The organism is Nocardioides sp. NPDC006273, assembly GCF_040613495.1.
In the GTDB taxonomy this organism is placed as follows: Bacteria; Actinomycetota; Actinomycetes; order Propionibacteriales; family Nocardioidaceae; genus Nocardioides.
The window spans coordinates 1-16947 of record NZ_JBEXSD010000041.1 but is presented as its reverse complement, the minus strand read 5'-3'; the positions used below and the strand labels follow the sequence as shown (position 1 = coordinate 16947).

The 16947-nt window shown below is 70.8% G+C and carries 14 protein-coding genes; 10 read left to right on the top strand and 4 right to left on the bottom strand.

Going from position 1 to position 16947, the window contains the following annotated elements:
* Positions 1-33 precede the first annotated feature (33 nt).
* The 4 genes from ABZZ22_RS17745 (at position 34) to ABZZ22_RS17730 (ending at position 4841) form a co-directional block, all read left to right on the top strand.
* Positions 34-819 (top strand): endonuclease/exonuclease/phosphatase family protein, encoded by a 786-nt coding sequence (locus ABZZ22_RS17745; RefSeq protein WP_354933683.1) that lies wholly within the window; start codon positions 34-36, stop codon positions 817-819.
* A gap of 85 nt (positions 820-904) precedes the next feature.
* Positions 905-2980, top strand: coding sequence for an MMPL family transporter (locus ABZZ22_RS17740; RefSeq protein WP_354933681.1), 2076 nt, complete (start codon positions 905-907; stop codon positions 2978-2980).
* On the top strand, positions 2977-4224 hold the full coding sequence (locus ABZZ22_RS17735; RefSeq protein WP_354933679.1) for a sensor histidine kinase: 1248 nt from the start codon (positions 2977-2979) through the stop codon (positions 4222-4224). The genes ABZZ22_RS17740 and ABZZ22_RS17735 overlap by 4 nt, the downstream gene beginning before the upstream one ends.
* Positions 4221-4841, top strand: a complete 621-nt coding sequence (locus tag ABZZ22_RS17730) for a response regulator transcription factor (protein WP_354933676.1) — start codon at positions 4221-4223, stop codon at positions 4839-4841. The genes ABZZ22_RS17735 and ABZZ22_RS17730 overlap by 4 nt, the downstream gene beginning before the upstream one ends.
* A 25-nt stretch (positions 4842-4866) precedes the next feature.
* On the opposite strand, the gene ABZZ22_RS17725 is transcribed toward ABZZ22_RS17730, so the two are convergent.
* Both ABZZ22_RS17725 and ABZZ22_RS17720 read right to left on the bottom strand, forming a co-directional pair.
* Entirely contained in the window at positions 4867-5526 is a 660-nt protein-coding gene (locus ABZZ22_RS17725) for a response regulator transcription factor (protein WP_354933674.1), read from the bottom strand.
* Positions 5523-6773, bottom strand: coding sequence for a histidine kinase (locus tag ABZZ22_RS17720; protein ID WP_354933672.1), 1251 nt, complete (start codon positions 6771-6773; stop codon positions 5523-5525). The genes ABZZ22_RS17725 and ABZZ22_RS17720 overlap by 4 nt, the downstream gene beginning before the upstream one ends.
* 174 nt (positions 6774-6947) lie before the next feature.
* Between ABZZ22_RS17720 and ABZZ22_RS17715 the strand changes: the two genes are divergently transcribed.
* A complete protein-coding gene (locus ABZZ22_RS17715) occupies positions 6948-7820 on the top strand; it encodes a CPBP family intramembrane glutamic endopeptidase (RefSeq protein ID WP_354933670.1) in 873 nt (290 codons plus the stop codon).
* On the opposite strand, the gene ABZZ22_RS17710 is transcribed toward ABZZ22_RS17715, so the two are convergent.
* Complete coding sequence (locus ABZZ22_RS17710; RefSeq protein WP_354933668.1) at positions 7817-9070, bottom strand: MFS transporter; 1254 nt, start codon at positions 9068-9070, stop codon at positions 7817-7819. The two genes, ABZZ22_RS17715 and ABZZ22_RS17710, sit on opposite strands and share 4 nt — an antisense overlap.
* A 104-nt stretch (positions 9071-9174) precedes the next feature.
* Between ABZZ22_RS17710 and ABZZ22_RS17705 the strand changes: the two genes are divergently transcribed.
* The 5 genes from ABZZ22_RS17705 to ABZZ22_RS17685 are packed head-to-tail and all read left to right on the top strand — an operon-like array spanning position 9175 to position 16736.
* A complete protein-coding gene (locus ABZZ22_RS17705) occupies positions 9175-10626 on the top strand; it encodes an aspartate aminotransferase family protein (RefSeq protein ID WP_354933666.1) in 1452 nt (483 codons plus the stop codon).
* Positions 10623-12002, top strand: coding sequence for a SidA/IucD/PvdA family monooxygenase (locus ABZZ22_RS17700; RefSeq protein WP_354933664.1), 1380 nt, complete (start codon positions 10623-10625; stop codon positions 12000-12002). Before ABZZ22_RS17705 ends, ABZZ22_RS17700 begins: the two co-directional genes overlap by 4 nt.
* On the top strand, positions 11999-14251 hold the full coding sequence (locus tag ABZZ22_RS17695; protein WP_354933662.1) for a GNAT family N-acetyltransferase: 2253 nt from the start codon (positions 11999-12001) through the stop codon (positions 14249-14251). Before ABZZ22_RS17700 ends, ABZZ22_RS17695 begins: the two co-directional genes overlap by 4 nt.
* The gene (locus tag ABZZ22_RS17690; RefSeq protein ID WP_354933660.1) at positions 14248-16233 is read left to right on the top strand and encodes a penicillin acylase family protein; all 1986 of its coding nucleotides are present in this window, start codon (positions 14248-14250) and stop codon (positions 16231-16233) included. Before ABZZ22_RS17695 ends, ABZZ22_RS17690 begins: the two co-directional genes overlap by 4 nt.
* Complete coding sequence (locus ABZZ22_RS17685; RefSeq protein WP_354933658.1) at positions 16224-16736, top strand: GNAT family N-acetyltransferase; 513 nt, start codon at positions 16224-16226, stop codon at positions 16734-16736. The genes ABZZ22_RS17690 and ABZZ22_RS17685 overlap by 10 nt, the downstream gene beginning before the upstream one ends.
* 1 nt (position 16737) lies before the next feature.
* Here ABZZ22_RS17685 and ABZZ22_RS17680 read toward each other — a convergent pair.
* Positions 16738-16947 (bottom strand): DUF1048 domain-containing protein (locus tag ABZZ22_RS17680; RefSeq protein WP_354933656.1); only part of this gene is annotated, 210 nt, incomplete at its 5' end.

Here is a 16947-nt window from a genome sequence, read left to right as displayed (position 1 = left end):
CGTCTGCTGTCAGCCTTTCTACTCCTGGGATCCGTGTTGTTGGCGGCGCCGACACCGGCCGCCGCCGATGACGCGAAGGGGGCTCGGGTCGTCGACGTGATGACGTTCAACATCCATCACGCCCAGGGCACCGACGGCGTGCTCGACCTCCAGCGGATCGCGGACGTCATCGAGGCCAGCGGCGCCGACGTGGTCGGGCTGCAGGAGGTCGACCGGCACTACTCCGCACGCAGCGGCTGGGTCGACCAGCCGGCGGCGCTGGCGCAGCTGCTGGGCTGGCACTCGGCGTACGGCGCGAACATCGACTCCCCGCCGCCTGCCGGGCAGACCGAACGCAGCCAGTACGGCACCGCCGTGCTCTCCCGCTACCCGATCGTGGCGAGCGAGAACACCCATCTCCACAACGCAGACGGCAAGGAGCAGCGCGGGCTGCTCCACGCGACCATCGACGTACGCGGCCAGCGGCTCGACTTCTACTCGACCCACCTCGAGCACAGCTCACAGGCCATCCGGAGCCGTCAGGCCGCCGAGATCGTCGACCTCGTCGACAAGGACCCGGCGGTCGTGGTCGGTGACTTCAACGCCTACCCGGACGCTCCTGAGATCGCTACGCTGACCGCGGCTTTCGACGACGCGTGGGAGGTCGCCGGCCGCGGGGACGGTTTCACCTACCCCGCCGAGGCCCCGCGTGGCCGCATCGACAACCTCTACGTCACCGACCGCGTGCGTCCGGTCACCGCCGAGGTCGTCCTGACCGATCCCGTCGCTTCCGACCACCTGCCGGTCGTCAGCCGCGTCGTGATCGGGCCGAAGGGGTGACCCAGCGGTATCAGCCATTTGGCTGATATCTGATTCATTCTTGCTCGCGATGATCTGAGACGCCGCGACTGGTGGAGTTTCAGGCATGGCAGATTCTCTGGTCCGGGCGCACTCGACTGCTCGCCCGCATCTCGCAGACAGGTTGACCTCGCGGCGTGGAGCGTGGCTTGCGCTCGGGCTCGCGGTGATCATCATGGGTTCGCTGTTCGGTCTTCTCGGTGGCATCGAGGCGCCGGACCGAGCCGGGCAGGCGCCGGCGGGCTCGGAGGCGACGCAGGTGAGCAACCTGCTCGAGGACTTCCCGGACGCGGATCGGCAGACCGCGCTGGTGGTGGCCTCTCGGCAGGACGGTGGCCTGCTGGCCACGGCTGACATCGAAGGCCTCGCGCGGCTCGGTCCGGTGATCGGCGGGGACGGTGCCACCGCGCCGATGGTCAGCGAGGACGGGAGAGCTGCGGTCCTGGCTGCTCCGATCACGGTCGGCGCCGACGACGCCGAGACGGCAGGGGTGATCAAGGCGCTGCGTACCGACATCGCGGCGTCGGCTCCGGACGGGCTCACCCTGCAGGTGACGGGCGGGCCGGCGTTCGGAGCCGACGTGGCCGCCGCGTTCGAGGGCGCTGACGTCACCCTGCTGCTGGTGACGGTGCTGATCGTGGCGGTGCTGCTGATCATCACCTACCGCTCACCGGTGCTGTGGCTGGTCCCGCTGATCGTGGTCGCTCTTGCCGACGCTCTCGCTGGGCGGGTCACCGCGGCGGCGGGAGCGCTGTGGGACTTCGGGTTCGACGCCGGGGTCGTCAGCGTCCTCGTCTTCGGCGCAGGGACAAACTACGCGCTTCTGTTGATCTCGCGATACCGGGAGGAGCTGCAGCGGACCGAGGATGACCGGCTGGCGCTGAGCACCGCTTGGCGGAGGACGGCGCTCGCGATCCTCGCTTCCAACCTGACGGTGGTGCTCGCGCTGCTGACGCTGGTCCTGGCCACGATCCCGATGACCCGCGGGTTGGGTGTCCCGGCGGCGATCGGTCTGATCATCGCCCTCGTCGCGGTGCTGTTCGTGCTGCCTCCGGCCTTGGCGGTGTGCGGGCGGCGACTGTTCTGGCCGTTCGTCCCTCGCCCGGGTGAGTCAGGTGAGCAGGGCCGGGTCTGGCGCGGGATCGCGTCGCGGGTGGTGAAGCGTCCGATGGCCAGCCTGGCGGGTGGGCTCGCGTTGCTCGCGGTGATGGCCTCCGGCCTCTCCGGTACGTCGGTCGGGCTCGATCAGCTCGAGAAGTTCCGGGTGCAGTCAGAGTCGGCTGCGGGTCTCGAGACGCTCTCGGCGCACTTCCCGCCCGGTGAGGCCCAGCCGGTCTACATCGTCGCCGACAGCGGGGCCGCCACCGAGGTGGCCACGGTCGCCGGTGACGTGGAAGGCGTGGTGCGCGCTCAGCCGGCCGGGGTCACCGACGACGGGTCCTTGACGAAGATCATGGTGACCAGCGACTACTCGCCCGGCACCGAGCGGAGTCTTGACCAGATCACCGCCCTGCGGGAGGCGGTCCACCCGATCGAGGGCGCGGACGCTCTGGTCGGTGGTGCGGTCGCGACCGAGCGGGACGCCGCCGCGGGGAGTGAGCACGACCTGCTGCTGATCGCGCCGCTGGTGCTCGCGGTGAGCTTCCTCGTGCTCCTGGTCCTGTTGCGTTCGCTGATCGCACCCGGTCTGCTGCTCCTGGTGAATCTCGCCAGCGCGGTCGCCGCGATCGGTGCCGGGGCCTGGCTGAGCCGCGTCCTCTTCGATCAGCAGGCGCTCGACCTGCAGGTGCCGATCCTGGCGTTCCTGTTCCTGGTCGCGCTGGGGATCGACTACACGATCTTCCTCGTCCACCGGGCGCGCGCCGAGGCGGCCCAACTCGGCACCCGAAAGGGCGTGGTCGAGGCGGTCGCCCACACCGGCGGCGTGATCACCAGTGCCGGCATCGTCCTCGCCGGGGTCTTCGCCGCACTCGGTGTGCTGCCGCTGGTCACTCTCGGACAGCTCGGTCTGATCGTGGGCGTGGGTGTGCTCGTGGACACCCTGGTGGTGCGTACGGTGATCGTGCCGGCGATCTTCGCGCTGGTGGGCGACTGCATCTGGTGGCCGGGACGACTGCGGACCGGGGGAGAATCGAGCACATGAATGTCGTACACGTGCCGCTGAGGCGTCCCGGCGCCTCGCAGCCGGCCCCCGCCGCCTCGACGGTGTGGGCGATGGAGGTCGGGCAGCACGTCATCGCGGTCGTGCTGACGGCGATCGGGGTCAGCAGAGCGATCGGCGACGGGGTGGCGTTCCCGGTCGCGATCGTCTCGGGGCTGGCGATCCTCGGCTGGCACACCGCCGGCACGGTCCTGGCGGCCAAGACAGACTCGCGGCGTCTCCCGGTGTGGTGGCTGCTCGGCTTCGCGCTGATCTGGGTCGCCGCGGTCGCGGTCTCGGACGAGTTCGTCTGGCTCGCGTTCCTGCTGTGGCTGCTCGCCGGCCACCTGCTGCCGCTGCGCTGGGGCCTGGTCTTCTCGGCGGCGATCCTCATGGTGGTGGTCCTCGCTCCGATCCTGCACCGGGGCACGACCAGCTACGCGGATGTCTTCGGACCGCTCATCGGCGGCGTCTTCGCGTTCGGCATCTCGCGCGGATACCTGCAGCTCCTCAGTGACGCCGCCGAGCGCGAACGGCTGGTCGCCTCGCTGCGGAAGGCCCAGCAGGAGATGGCCGAGCTGCAGGACGAGCTCCTGCTCGCCCAGCGGCACTCCGGAGCGATCGCCGAACGCACCCGGATCTCGCGAGACATCCACGACACCATCGCGCAGGCGCTCTCCTCGATCCGGCTGCTCACCCATGCCGGAGGCAGCCGCACCACGGACCCGGAGTCGTCCCGCACGTTCGCGCAGGTCGAGGCGCTGGCGGGCGACAGTCTCGCGGACGTACGCCGGATCGTCGAGGCCCTGGCGCCGGCCGAGCTCGAGGACGCCGCCCTCGCCTCGGCACTTCGGCGCATGCTCGACCGCACGCACGAGGAGGCCGGGCTGCACGTCGAGCTCCATGTCGACGACACGCTCCCGCTGCTGCGGACCGAGGTCGAGGTCGCGCTGCTCCGCACCGCGCAGTCAGCGCTCGCCAACGTACGTCTCCACGCCGGCGCGACCCGGGCCGTCGTCACGCTGACCGACGACCACGACTCGGTGCGCCTGGACATCAGCGACGACGGTGCCGGCTTCGACGTCGCCGCCTGGGAGCGGGACGCCGGCGCCGGATCGTCCAGCTACGGCCTACGCTTCATGCGGGCGCGTCTCCGGGAGCTCGGTGGTGGCCTCGACGTGGAGAGCACGCTCGGGGAAGGCACCGCGGTCTCGGCCCACCTGCCGATCCATGGGGAGAAGTCATGACGACCACCGTGCTCCTCGTCGACGACCACCCGGTCGTACGCAGCGGCCTGCGCGCCGTGATCGAGGCAGGCGACGCTCTCCAGGTCGTCGGGGAGGCCGCCACCGGCGAAGAGGCAATCACCCTCGCCGGTCATCTTCGTCCCGACGTCGTGCTGTGCGACCTGCGTCTGGGAAGCGGGATCGACGGCATCCGGACCACGGTCGCGCTGCGCGCCCTCGATCCGGCGCCGGCCGTGCTGATCCTGACCACCTTCGACCGCGACGCCGAGGTGCTCGGTGCGATCGAGGCGGGAGCCGCCGGCTATCTGCTCAAGGACGTCGACCCCGAGGTCATCGTCCAGGGCATCCGCCGTGCCGCCACCGGCGACATGGTGCTGGCTCCGGACCTGGCCACCCGGGTGCTCAAGGGCATGCGCAGCCCGTTGCCGAAGCTCACCGATCGCGAGATCGAGGTGCTTCGGCACCTCGCCAGGGGTGCGACCAACAAGGAGATCGCGCGCACGCTCTTCGTCACCGAGGCCACCGTGAAGAGCCACCTCGCGCACATCTTCACCAAGCTCGACGTCGACAGCCGCTCCCGGGCCATCCACGTCGCGCAGGAGACCGGCCTGATCTGATCGGCCCGGTCACAGGTCCAGCGTCTCAGTGCTCGACGAGTCCCGACTGGTAGGCCCACACTGCGGCCTGGAGGCGGGACTTGACGCCGAGCTTGGGCATCATCCGGGCCAGGTGGGACTTGACCGTGGAGACCTCGAGCACGAGCGCCTGGGCGATCTCCTCGTTGGACATGCCCTCGGCGAGGTGGAGCAGGATGTCGAGCTCGCGGGTGGTGAGGACCTCGCTGGCGCGCGCTGCGGTCACCGGCTGCGTACGCCTGCGGGTGACGACCTCGCGAAGGACCCGTCGGGTGAGGGAGGTGTCGAGGGTGCCGTGGCCGGCGGCGACGGAGCGGACCGCGGCGACGATGGCGTCGGGTTCGGCGTCCTTGAGGAGGAAACCGGAGGCGCCGGCCTCGAGGGCGCCGAAGACGTAGTCGTCGATGTCGAAGGTGGTCAGGACGAGCACCGGGATCGGGTCGGTGACCTCTGGACCGCAGAGCTCGCGGGTGGCACTGATGCCGTCGCGGCCGGGCATGCGGATGTCCATGCAGACCATGTCGGGCCGCAGCGTGAGTGCCTGCTCGACCGCGGCAGCGCCGTCCTCGGCCACCGCGACGACCTCGATGTCGGGCTCGGTCTCCAGCAGCGTACGCAGGCCGGCACGCACCAGCGGCTGGTCGTCGGCGACCACGACCCGGATCATCCGGCCACCTCCGCGGTCGCGGTGGCGGGGATCCGCAGCCGCGTCTGCCAGCCGCCCTCGGCGGTCGGTCCGGCCTCGAGGGTCGAGTCGGTCAGGTCGGCACGCTCCTGCATGCCGACCAGGCCCAGGCCGCGCCGACGCGGCATCCCGACCGGAATCGTGGGCGGCGGCCCGTTGCGCACCGTCACCACCACGGCAGCCGGATCCCGGGCGTCCAGGACCACCTCGCACCGCGCGCCCGGCGCGTGCCGCACGGCGTTGGCGAGGCACTCCTGCACGGTGCGGTAGGCGGAGAGCTGTGCGAGCGGTCCGACGCTCTCGGTGACGGAGGTGGCACCCAGGGTGGAGAGAGACACCTCGAGCCCGGCGCGACGGGCCTCGTCGACGAGCGGGGCCAGCTGGGACAGGCGCTCCTGCCCGCTCGCCTCCTCGGTCTGCTCCGGACTCCGCAGCAGCGTGACCAGTCCACGCAGCTCGCGCAGCATCGCGGTGCTCTGGGTGCGCACCTGGCGGACGGACTCCTTCGCGCCCGCCGGGTCGGTGTCGATCTGCCTCTCGACCGCGCCGGTCATCACCGCGATACCGGTCAGATGGTGGGCGGCGATGTCGTGGAGCTCGCGGGCCATCGCCGTACGTTCCTGTGCGATCGCCGCGGCGATCTGGGCCGACTGCTCGCGGTCGACGGCGTCCGCGAGGTCGGTCCGGGCCACCCGCGCGTCGCGGCGGGCGTGCACGGTGGCGGCGAGCAGCGCGGGAGCGACGATCACGCCCGCCCCCTGGGCGAGACCGGCGAGGACCGCGGTGCCGACCGGCAGCCCGATGCTCGTCTGGCTCAGGCAGGTGCCGAGCGCGACCAGCAGGCCGGCACCGGTCAGCGCCCCGGCGAGAGCCTCGGCCCGGCGGTGGAGCGACGTCGAGGTCACCGCCGACCACACCGCGACCAGCACGGCCGCCGAAGCGAGGCTGGTCGCGTCGCCCGCTCCGCTGACCGCCAGCACGACCGAGACGCCCGCCACGGCCAGCAGCACCGCCAACGGCCGCGCGCGCCGCTCGAGGAGAACCACCGCCTGGGCGGTGAGCACCACCAGCGCGACCCACCAGCTGACGCTGCCGAGCGCCGGGCTGCCGCTCATCTCGGCGTCGGCGGAGTCGAGGCCGGGCGCGGCCACCAGCAGCGCCACGGTGACCAGCCAGACCACCATGGGTGGGATCAGTCGCGGCACCGTCGGGGTCGTCTTGTCGCTCACGCCTTCATCCTTTCCGCAACCGGTCCCGGTCGCCAGCATCTTTCGATGCAAGTGCGAAGGTTCGCTCTTTTGCCCGGCGCGACGGGACCGGCCCCGTTCCTAGGTTCAGGTCAGCAAAGCGACCCATGCCGAAAGGGAACGACCATGACCACGACCCAACCAGCGACCCAACCGATGACGGAACCGGATCAGGGCCTACGAGCATTCGTACGCCGCCATCAGCTCTCCACGTTCTTCGTGCTCGCCCTCGCGGCGAGCTGGCTGGCCTGGACTCCGTACATCCTCTCCAACAGCGGTCTCGGCGTCTGGGACCTCACCTTCCCTGGCGGCATGATCGGCGGCCAGCTCCTGGGGATGCTCCCGGGCGCCTACCTCGGCCCGATCGGCAGCGCCGCCCTGGTCACCTGGCTCGTCGGTGGCCGGGCCGGCCTGCGTGCCTGGGTCGTCGGGATGTGGCGCTGGCGGGCGAGCTGGCGCTGGTACGCCGGCATCCTGATCGGCGTGCCGGCCGCGATCATCGTCGCGACCCAGGTCACCGGCGGGCAGATGGCGGCGCCGTCGCAGGCGTGGCTGTTCGTGCTGGTGGCGTACGTCCCCGGCCTCATCCTGCAGATGATCACCACCGGCCTCGCCGAGGAGCCGGGCTGGCGCGACTTCGCCCTGCCCCGGCTGCAGCGGAAGGTCGGACCGCTCGGGTCCGCCTTCGTGCTCGGGCCGATCTGGGCGCTGTGGCACATGCCGCTCTTCCTGACAGACTGGGCCGGCTGGCCGGAGGTGAGCTGGTACGCCCCGCTCGTCTTCACGGCCTTCTGCGTCACCTTCGGCATCGTGATGACCTGGGTCTTCAACCGTACCGGGGCGAGCCTGCCGCTGGCGATGCTCCTGCACACCAGCGTCAACAACTACGCCTCCGTGGCCTCCGCCGAGCTCTTCCCCGGCGTCGACGCCGACCAGTTCCAGCTCGCGGTGCTCCTCGCCGCGGGGATCGGTGCGGCCATCATCATCCTCGCCACGCGTGGGCGGCTCGGCTACGACGCGCAGCGCTAGTCGGCGGCCACCTCGACCGGCTCCCGGAGGATCTCGGCCTCCGGGGCGCCGTCCTCAGCCGCGGTGAGCAGGAACCGGAGCCTGGTCAGCACCAGACCCGCGGTGAGGGTGCCGCCGATCACGACGAACGCCCACAGGTGGCCGAGCCCGCTGCCGATGAGGGTGCCGGCCAGCGCCGGGCCGAGGATCTGGCCGAGGGTGAGGGTGAGGCCGAGGGAGGCGTTGTAGCGGCCGCGCAGGTGGTCGGGGGCGATGGTGTTCGCCAGGCCGGTCACGATCGGCGCCCACAGCGTCTCGCCGAGGCCGAAGATCGCGAGACCGATCACCACCGCGGCGATCGCGCCGGCGGTCGGCATCAGGTCAGCGGCGGCCAGCACGGTCCAGGCCAGCGACCAGGTCAGGACGGCGCAGGCCAGCGCGGACGTACGCCGCCATCCGGAGGTGAGCCGCAGCAGGATCACCTGCCCGCAGACGATCACGGCTGCGTTCGCGGCGAAGGCCCAGCCGAGGGCGGTCGCCGGCACCCCGGCCACCTCCACGGCGTAGGCGGTCGCGCCGGCCTCGAGCTGTCCGTAGCCGAAGGTCACCGCGAGCACGCCGCACCCGACCAGCGCCACCGCACGACGGTCCCGCAGCACCTCGCCCCAGGTCCCACCGGTCTCTTCCCGAGCCGTGCCCTCCTCGGCGGGGGAGCGGACGAGGAGCGCCAGGACCGCGGCGTAGGCCAGGTAGGCGAGCGCGTCGCACAGGTAGAGCACCTGGAAGGTCTCGGGGCGGTCGATGTCGACGAGGAACGCACTGACCAGGCCACCCACGCCGATGCCCACGTTCAGCCCCAGGAAGGCGAAGCCGTACGCACGCTCGCGGCCCTCGGCGGAGACCAACCCGGCCAGCAGCGTCGTGGTCCCGGGCCAGAGGGGAGAGGCGCCCACCACCACTCCGGCGAGCACCGCCATCGTCGGCACGGTGCCGTCGACGAATCCGAGCGAGCCGATGGCGGCTGCCTCGATGACCAGCGCGCCGAGCAGCACCGCCCGCGGTCCGAAGCGGTCGAGGAGCGCTCCCACCCCGGGGGCGGCGGCCAGCCCGACCAGTCCCATCCAGGCGAACATCCAGCCCGCGGTCGATGACCCGAGGTCCTGCACCTGAGCCAGGTAGACGTAGAGGAACGGCAGGGTGAGGCCGTTGCCGAGGGAGGCGAAGGCGAAGCCGGCGAGCACTCGACGGGCCTGCGTGGGGGAGTGGTGCACGGGTGTGATCGTCCTCTCTTTGACCCGCTCATCTGGCGGCGGTGCGTTTAGGGTAGCCTCACTTAGGCTTGCCTAACCTAATCACCCCGCGATGAAGGAGACCAGTGAGCGCACCGCACTTGGAGCATCTGTTCCACCCAGACAATGCTCGTGAGTACACCAGCGGCATCACCGAAGCGATCAGGCTGCTCGTGGACCAGCTCGCCACGCTCGATGGCCCCACCACCGGAATCTCGCCCGAGCTGGCCGCCAAGCCGGTCGCCGAGGTCGATCTCGACGATCCCCTTCTGGACGGCGGCGCCGCGTTGGCCGAGGTCAGTCGGCTCTGGCTCGAGGACGCGGTCTGGTTCCACGACCCGTCCTACGCGGCTCACCTCAACTGCCCGGTCGTCATCCCCTCCCTCGTCGGTGAGCTGCTGATCGCGGCGGTCAACACTTCTATGGACACCTTCGACCAGTCCGTGGGTGGAACGTTCATGGAACGTCGTCTCATCGACTGGACCGCGGCCCGCGCCGGCTACCCCGAGGCGACCCGGGACGGCATCTTCACCAGCGGCGGCAGCCAGTCCAACCTGCAGGCGCTGCTCCTGGCCCGCGGTGAGGCGGAGCGCCGCGGCGTACCTCTGGACCGGCTGCGCTTTCTGACCTCCGCGGACAGCCACTTCTCCATCGCGAAGTCGGCGCGTCTGCTCGGCATGGGCGATGCGGCCGCGATCGCGATCCCGACCGACGCCGATCGCCGGATGGACGTCGTCGCTCTCCGGGCCGCACTCGACGACTGCGTCGTGGACGGTCTCGTCCCCGCGGCCGTCGTCGCCACCGCGGGCACCACCGACTTCGGGGTCATCGACCCGCTGCACGCGATCGCCGACGCCTGCCAGGACTTCAACGTCTGGTTCCATGTCGACGCGGCGTACGGCGGTGGGCTGCTCGCCTCGCCGAGGTATAGGGGCCTGCTCGACGGCATCGAGAGGTCGAACTCGATCACGATCGACTACCACAAGACCTGGTTCCAGCCGGTCTCCTCCAGCGCTCTCCTGGTGCGCGACCTGGCGACGATGCAGCACGCCTCCTGGTATGCCGACTACCTCAACCCGCGGGAGTCCACGAGCCCCAACCAGGTCGACAAGTCCCTGCAGACCACCCGCCGCTTCGACGCGCTCAAGCTGTGGCTGACGCTGCGTACGATGGGCGCCGACCAGATCGGTGCCTATCTCGAGTCCGTGATCGACCTGGCGCGCGAGGTCTACGACATCCTCGATGCGCAGCCCGACATCGAGGTCGTCGCGCCCTCCCAGCTCTCCACCGTCGTCTTCCGCTACCGCGATCCTCACCTGGACGAGGAGGCACTCGGCGACCTCAACCGCCGGATCCGCGCCGAGATGTGGAGCGGTGGCCGCGGTGTCGTCGCCGCGACCAAGGTCGACGGCCGCCAGTTCCTCAAGCTCACTCTGCTCAATCCCAAGGCCTCCGTGCAGGACGTCCTCGAGCTCATCGAGCAGGTCCGTGCGCTGGGTCTCTCTCTCGGCCCCGTCATTCCGGAGGTCGCCCGATGAACGCACCCACGACTCCCGCAACTGTGTTCACCATCTCTGATGGTTCGGCTCACGTCCACGACCTGATCGGCATCGGGCTCGGCCCGTTCAACCTCGGCCTGGCCGCCTTGGCCGACCCGATCAGCGAGCTCGACTGCCTCTTCCTCGAGGGCCGCGACCGGTTCGACTGGCACCCCGGCATGATGCTCGACGACGCCACCTTGCAGGTGCCGTTCATGGCCGACCTGGTGACGATGGCCGACCCGACCTCGCGCTTCAGCTTCCTCAACTTCCTCAAGCAGAACGGCCGGATCTACCCGTTCTACATCCGGGAGAGCTTCCTGCCCCACCGGCGTGAGTACAACCAGTACTGCCAGTGGGTCGCCGAGCGTCTCGACTCCGTCAGGTTCGGGCAGCAGGTCACGTCCGTGGAGCACGACGGCGAGACGTACGTCGTCACCACCGCCACCGGCGAGAGGCATCTGACCAGGCGGCTGGTGCTCGGGACCGGCACGAGCCCGCGTGTGCCCGAGTGCGCCGCGTCGGCGGTGGCGGAGGACGGGCCGGCGCTCCACAGCGCGGAGTATCTGGCCCGCAAGGACGAGCTCGTCGCCCGACGCAGCATCACCGTGGTCGGCAGCGGCCAGTCGGCGGCGGAGGTCTACCTCGACCTGCTGACCGACCAGCCCGACCACGACTACCAGCTGGCCTGGCTGACCCGCAGCCCGCGGTTCTTCTCGATGGAGTACACCAAGCTCACCCTCGAGCTGACCTCGCCGGAGTACTCCGCCTACTTCCAGGCGCTGCCCGCCGACAAGCGCGACCGGCTGCTGAAGTCGCAGCAGAGCCTCTACAAGGGCATCTCGGGTGACACCATCGACGCGATCCACGAGGCGCTCTACACCCGCTCGGTCGGCCAGGGGGCTGGCGGTGTCGCCGGGACCACACTGCTGACCAACACCGAGGTGCGCGGCGTGACCCGCACCGACGAGGGCTACCACCTCGCGCTGCGTCATGTGGAGCAGGAGGAGGACTACGAGATGGACACCGAGGCGCTCGTCCTCGCCACCGGCTACCGCGCCGGCATCCCGGCCTTCCTCGAGCCCGTCCGCGACCGGCTCCGCCTGGACGAGCAGGGCCGCTACGCCGCCAGCTCGACCTTCTCCGTCGACCAAGCCGACCGCGAGGTCTGGGTGCAGAACGGCGAGGAGCACACCCACGGCTTCGTCGCGCCCGACCTCGGCATGGGCGCCTACCGCAGCTCGGTGATCCTCGCCGCCATCCTCGGCCGGGAGCCGTACCCGGTCGAGAAGCGCGTCGCGTTCCAGGAGTTCGGCGTGCCTGACCGGTTCCGGATCTTGCCCAAGCACAGCCAGCCTACGGAGGAGAACCGATGAGGATCACGATCGAGCCGCTCGAGATCGAGACCCACCTCGCGACCGTCCACTCGTGGGTGACCCACCCACGCTCGGCGTACTGGATGATGCTGGACGCCTCCCTGGAGGATGTCGCCGGCGAGTACGCACGCATCGACCGGCACCCGCACCACGACGCCTGGCTCGGCCGGGTCGACGGCGTACCCGCGTTCCTGGTCGAGACCTACGACCCCGCCCGCAGCGAGCTCGGCGGCATCGTCGGCCTGCCGGATCTGGCTGTCGGCGACCTGGGTATGCACGTCCTCGTCGCGCCGGCCGCCGGCGAGCAGGTCTCAGGGTTCACGACCCGGGTCTTCCGAGCGGTCATGCGGCACTGCTTCGCCGATCCGGGGGTCCGTCGCGTGGTGGTCGAGCCGGACGTACGCAACGAGGCGATCCGCCGCAAGAACACCGAGGCCGGCTTCGTCGAGCTGCGCCAGATCAAGATCGGCGAGAAGACCGCGATGTTCTCGGTCTGCACCCGGGAGATGTACGCCGCCGCCCACCTCCGCCCGGAGAACCTGCGGGTCGCCCACCGGCATCTGGTCGCGAAGGCGATCGCGGAGTTCAGCCACGAGCGGCTGATCTCCCCGGTCGCCACCGACGTGGGTTGGGAGCTGAGCGGCCCGTCCTCGACGTACTCCTTCTCGGCCCGGCGCTTCCTGCTCGACCACTGGGTGGTGGACCCCTCCTCGATCGTGCGGCGGACGGCTAATGCCGAGGCCGATGTCGACGCCCAGGCGTTCGTCGCCGAGTTCGCGCCCGAGCTGGGCATCCCCGAGAAGCTGCTGCCGACCTACCTGGAGGAGCTGGCGGCCACCATCGCCTCGTCCTGCTGGAAGCTCGAGCACCAGACGCTGACCGCCGCCGACCTGGTCGACGCCGACCACCAGAGCGTCGAGGGCGCGATGAGCGAGGGCCACCCCGCTTTCGTCGCCAACAACGGTCGGATCGGCTTCGACATCGACGACCATGCCCGCTGGGCGCCGGAGACGAGCAACGACCTGAGCCTGCTGTGGGTGGCCGTCTCGCGTGACCAGTCCCACCTGGCCCTGGGCCGTGGACAGGACGAGCAGGGGCTCTACGAGGCCGAGCTCGGCGAGGCGACGCTGGCCCGGTTCGCGGCGAGGCTGAGGGGGCTCGGGCTCGACCCGGACGGTTTCCGCTACCTGCCCGTCCACCCGTGGCAGTGGCGCCACAAGCTGGCGGTCACCTTCGCGGCCGACGTCGCCGCGCGCCGGTTGGTGCTGGTCGGCGAGGGTGAGGACGTCCACCGTCCGCAGCAGTCGATCCGGACGTACTTCAACACCAGTCGGCCGGAGCGGCACTACGTCAAGACCGCGCTGTCGATCCAGAACATGGGGTTCATGCGGGGTCTCTCGCCGGCGTACATGGCTGCGACCCCGGTCATCAACGACTGGGTCGCCGACCTGGTCGAGGGCGACGCGGAGCTGAAGGAGCGCGGCTTCGGGGTGCTGCGCGAGCTGGCCTCGATCGGCTGGACCGGCGACGTCTTCCACGCCCTGTCGAGCCCGTCGCCCTACCGGAAGATGGTCGCCGCGCTGTGGCGGGAGTCGCCCGTGCCGCGGCTGGCCGAGGGCGAGCGGTGCGCGACGATGGCGGCGCTGCTCCACCGCGACGCCGCGGGCGCTTCGTACGCGGCCGAGCTGGTCCGCGCCTCCGGGCTGCCTGCGCGGGAGTGGGTGCGCAGCTACCTCGACGCCTACCTGCGCCCGCTGGTGCACTGCCTGCTGGCCTACGACCTGGCCTTCATGCCGCACGGCGAGAACCTCGTCATGGTGCTGCGTGACCACGTCCCGGTGCGGATGTTCATGAAGGACATCGGCGAGGAGGTGGCGGTGATGGGCGACCTGCCGCTGCCCGAGGAGGTCTCCCGGATCCGCGGGGAGTTCCCCGACGACGTCAAGGCGCTGGCCGTCCACACCGACATCTTCGACGGAGTGCTGCGCTACGTCGCCGCCATCCTCGATGATGAGGGCGTGCTTCCGGAGAGCGAGTTCTGGGCCGAGACGCGGGCCTGCATCGTCGACCATGCCGCCGACCACCCCGAGCTGGCCGACGCGGTCGCGCGCTACGACTTCCTCCGCCCGCGGTTCCGGCACTCGTGCCTCAACCGGCTCCAGCTGCGCAACACGCTGCAGATGGTCGACATCACCGACCAGGCCGAGTCGCTCATGTTCGCCGGCACGCTGGCCAACCCGATCGCATGAGTCTCTCGAGGGACGAGTGGGGCATCCCGCATGTGCGGGGTGCCTCGCTGACCGAGGTGGCCCGGCTGCAGGGCTGGGCCACCGCACGGGACCGCGCCTGGCAGCTGGAGATCGAGCGGCTTCGCGGCGAGGGCCGCACCGCCGAGCTGCTCGGCCCGGCCGGGCTCGAGTGGGACACTTTCGCCCGCCGTGCCCGGCTGGCGGCGGTGGCTCAGGACGCGTTCGAGCGGCTCGACGAGGAGACGCAGGGGTTCCTGACCGCGTACGTCGAGGGCGTCCGCTCCGGTCTGGAGGGCGCGTCCTGCCCGGAGCTCGACGGGCCCGATGGACTCGGCCCGGCGCCGGGGGCCTGGCAGCCGTGGACCCCCCTGGCGGTCTTCTGGGTGCAGCAGATCCTGTTCGGGTCGTTCCCCTCGAAGCTCTTCGGTGCCCGGGCGGCCCGGGTGCTGGCAGCCGACGCCGAGCTGTTCCGCACCGAGGGCCTGTCCGGAGGGTCCAACGCGTACGCAGTGGGTGGCGGCCGCACGCGGTCCGGGCTTCCGCTCATCGCCGGTGATCCGCACCGGGTCTTCGAGGCGCCCAACGTCTACCTCCAGGTACGCCTGGCGTGCACCGACCCCGACGACACCTTCGACGTGGTCGGGATGACCTTCCCCGGTGTGCCCGGAGTCCAGCACTTCGCGCACGCCGGTCAGGTCGCGTGGGGGATCACCAACGCGATGGCCGACTACCAGGATCTCTACCGTGTGGACCTGCGCTCGCGCGGCGGTGTGGTGAGTCGGAGCGTCGAGACGGTGCTCGTCCGCGACCAGGAGCCGGTCGAGGTCGAGGTGCTGGAGACCGACCGTGGGCCGGTCGTCCTCGGCGGGCCAGACGAAGGCTGGGGACAGGTGCTGCGTTCGCCGGGCCACGAGCTCGGTGACCTCGGCTTCGGGGCGCTGCTGCCGCTGCTGCGGTCACGCTCGGTGGCCGACGTGGAGGCCGCGGTCGCCCACTGGGTCGAGCCGGTCAACAACTGGGTGATCGCCGATGTGGCCGGCAACGTCGTCCACACGGTCGGCGGCCGGGTGCCGCGGCGTGACGCGGCAGGGGAGTGGACCGGCTGGGTCGACCCGCTGCCGCGGCGTACGGCTGCTCCGGACCGTGCCGTGGTGACCGCCAACGACCGGTGCATGCCGGAGTTCGACGTGCTGGCCACGAGCTTCGCCCCGCCGTTCCGGGCGGGCCGGATCCGGGACCTTCTCGACGGCGCCGGGCCGCTCGATGCGGAGGGCGCGGTCGGGGTGCTCGCCGACACCACCCAGACCGCGGGCGCGCCGCTGCTCGCGCTGGTCCCGGCCGATCTGCGGCCCCAGGCACTGGCCGAGTGGGACGGCGCGATGGACGGTTCGCCGGGCGCGGCCTGGTACGCCGCGCTGCGTGCCGAGGTCGTCGACCGGATCTGCGCGGCACCGGTGCTCGCGCCGCTGCGGGAGCCGTCGGAGCACGGCCCGCTCTATGAGCCGTGGTTCAGCCTGGCCGCGCGGGTGGCCGGCGCGCTGCACATCATCCTGGCCGCGGAGAAGCCCTTCGGTCTGGATCCGCGAGCGCTCGTGGCGGAGGCTGTGAAGGCCGTACGCGACGCCGGCAGCGAGCCGACGTCCTGGCCGGAGGGCCACCGCTTCTGGCCGCTGCACGCGCTGGAGCAGTTCGAGCTCCCACACACCCGGACCGCGCCCGCAACGCCACTTCCCGGAGACACCGACACAGTCCGTTGCAACGCCTGGATCCCAGGTGCCACCGTGACCGTCCGGGGCTCGGTGGCGCGCTACGCCTGGGACCTGGCCGACCGGGACAACAGCCGATGGGTCGTACCCCTCGGCGCCAGCGGATCCCCCGACAGCCCCCACCACACCGACCAGCACGACGCCTGGGCCCACGGAGGCGCCGTCCGCGTCGTCACCGACTGGTCCCTGCTCACCGAGGAGAAGACATGGCTCTGACAACCCCAGCCCTGACCATCCGCGACCTGGCACCGTCGGCCGACATCGACCTGCTGTGCGGCTGGCTGCAAGATGATCGGGCCCGGTTCTGGGGCATGGCCGAGAAGCCGCGCGAGGAGATCGAGGAGATCTACACCTGGCTGCAGGAGCAGCCGCACCTCGCCGCGTACATCATCGAGATCGACGGCGATCCGGTCGCCCTGTTCCAGACCTGGGACCCCGAGGTCGACGAGCTCGGCACCTTCTACGACCGCCGCCCCGGCGACCTCGGCATGCACCTCTTCCTGGCCGACTCCCCGGCCCGGAAGGGCCAGACGAAGTCCATCATCGACTTCTTCTTCGAGACCGTCGTCGCCAAGCACGGTGCCCGCCGGGTAGTCGTCGAGCCAGACGCCTCGAACGAAGCATCCATCGTCCGGCTCGGCGACTACGGTTTCCATCTCGGCCCGGTGGTCCAGCTCCCGCACAAGGTCGCCCAGTACGCCTTCATCGACCTCTCCTGAGTCATGACAGCTTCCGTGCGACCTCGTTGAGGCTGGCGCGAAGCTTCTCCCGGTAGGTGTCAGGCTGCTCGGGCAGTCGGGCGTCGCAGAAGGCGGCCAGGTCGGTCCCGGTGACGTCGATGACGGGCCGTCCGGCGGCGGCTTCGGTCTCGAAGAGGTCGAGGACGTCGCGGAGGATGGCGACGATGTCCATCCCGTCGCCGGCGGTGAA

Coding starts and splice junctions, on each gene's coding strand:
- ABZZ22_RS17740 (WP_354933681.1), top strand. CDS start 905: ATGGCAGATTCTCTGGTCCGGGCGCACTCGACTGCTCGCCCGCATCTC.
- ABZZ22_RS17735 (WP_354933679.1), top strand. CDS start 2,977: ATGAATGTCGTACACGTGCCGCTGAGGCGTCCCGGCGCCTCGCAGCCG.
- ABZZ22_RS17730 (WP_354933676.1), top strand. CDS start 4,221: ATGACGACCACCGTGCTCCTCGTCGACGACCACCCGGTCGTACGCAGC.
- ABZZ22_RS17725 (WP_354933674.1), bottom strand. CDS start 5,526: ATGATCCGGGTCGTGGTCGCCGACGACCAGCCGCTGGTGCGTGCCGGC.
- ABZZ22_RS17715 (WP_354933670.1), top strand. CDS start 6,948: ATGACGGAACCGGATCAGGGCCTACGAGCATTCGTACGCCGCCATCAG.
- ABZZ22_RS17700 (WP_354933664.1), top strand. CDS start 10,623: ATGAACGCACCCACGACTCCCGCAACTGTGTTCACCATCTCTGATGGT.
- ABZZ22_RS17695 (WP_354933662.1), top strand. CDS start 11,999: ATGAGGATCACGATCGAGCCGCTCGAGATCGAGACCCACCTCGCGACC.
- ABZZ22_RS17690 (WP_354933660.1), top strand. CDS start 14,248: ATGAGTCTCTCGAGGGACGAGTGGGGCATCCCGCATGTGCGGGGTGCC.
- ABZZ22_RS17685 (WP_354933658.1), top strand. CDS start 16,224: ATGGCTCTGACAACCCCAGCCCTGACCATCCGCGACCTGGCACCGTCG.